We start from the raw sequence: 1222 nt of genomic DNA, 5'->3' as shown, positions 1-1222 counted from the left end.
CCGCCGTGCTCCGTAGCGGACGGTACAGGGCCTGCTCGGCCGGAGCGCCGCCCATGTGGCCAGGACCGCGCGGGCCGTACAGGCGGCCGGGCAGAGCGGACGACGACGCTGCCGCGAACAGGGCGGGCAACGCGGCGCTCTCGGCCGTGCCGACGATCAGCCCGCGCTGGGACGCCCACCGGATCACCCTCACCTCGACGGTGTCGTCGGCGCGACCGAGTTCCGGACGGGCGGCGAGCAGGCTCGTGGGGGCGACTCCGGGGTGGGACAGGTTCGACGTGATGCCCCATCCGAGCGCCTGGCTGCGCCGGTCGAGTTCGAGGCCGAACAACCCGAGCGCGATCTTCGACTGCCGGTAAGACCGCATCCCGTCGTACGACTGCTCCCCGTTCGGATCCTGCCAGTCGATCGTTCCGCGGGCCGCGGCCACGCTCACCTGGGAGGTCACGCGCGCCTGCCCCGCGCTGAGCACGGGAAGAAGGTGTGCGACCAGGGCGAAGTGCCCGAGATGATTCGTCCCGTACTGCACCTCGAACCCGTCGGCCGTGGTCTGCCGGTCAGGCGGCGACATCACCCCGGCGTTGTTGATGAGCAGATGCACGGGGCTGCCGTCCCTCCGCATCGCCTCGCCGAACTCCGCCACGGAGTCGAGCGATGAGAGGTCGAGCGGCGCGGTCTGCACCTGCGCACCCGCCGCGGCGTCCCTGATGGTCGCGGCGGCGGCATCCCCCTTCCGCGGATTGCGCACGGGGAGCACGATCTCGGCTCCGGCACGGGCGAGACGCGTGGCGATGTGCAGGCCGATGCCGTCGCTCCCTCCCGTCACCATCGCACGGCGGCCGGCGAGAGAGGGGATGCGGATGTCGGGGATGCGCGGGCTCATGATGTGCTCCTTCGGGTCTTCCTCCAGCGTGCGTGCTGGGCGTCGCCGCAACCAGGACTCCCCATGCAGTGGATACCGGCACGGACGGATGCGAGGATCGGGGCGTCGGGAGGAGGGCCGGATGGTCATCGACAGGACGGCGCTCGCGGGGTTCCTGCGACTGCGGCGAGACAATCTGCAACCGGAGGACGTGGGTTTGGCACGGGGGGCGCGACGGCGCACCGAGGGGCTCCGTCGCGAGGAAGTGGCCGCGCTCAGCCACATGTCGGCCGATTACTACGCGCGACTCGAACGGGGTGACGGGCCGCTGCCCTCGGAGCAGATGCTCGCCGCGATCGC

The 1222-nt window shown here is 71.6% G+C and carries 2 protein-coding genes; one reads left to right on the top strand and one right to left on the bottom strand.

Annotated features, from left to right (window positions below; translation table 11 throughout):
- Positions 1–883: SDR family oxidoreductase (locus tag DSP71_RS00600; RefSeq protein WP_113680102.1), on the bottom strand; the 883-nt coding region annotated here is incomplete at its 3' end.
- Between the two features lie 121 nt (positions 884–1004).
- On the opposite strand from DSP71_RS00600, the gene DSP71_RS22835 reads away from it, so the two are divergent.
- Positions 1005–1222: helix-turn-helix transcriptional regulator (locus tag DSP71_RS22835; RefSeq protein ID WP_258546190.1), on the top strand; the 218-nt coding region annotated here is incomplete at its 3' end.

It is taken from the genome of Microbacterium sp. H6 (assembly GCF_003314775.1).
Lineage (GTDB): Bacteria > Actinomycetota > Actinomycetes > Actinomycetales > Microbacteriaceae > Microbacterium > Microbacterium oxydans.
Note: the sequence above shows the minus strand (reverse complement) of the source record. Positions and strands in the feature narration are given on the sequence as shown.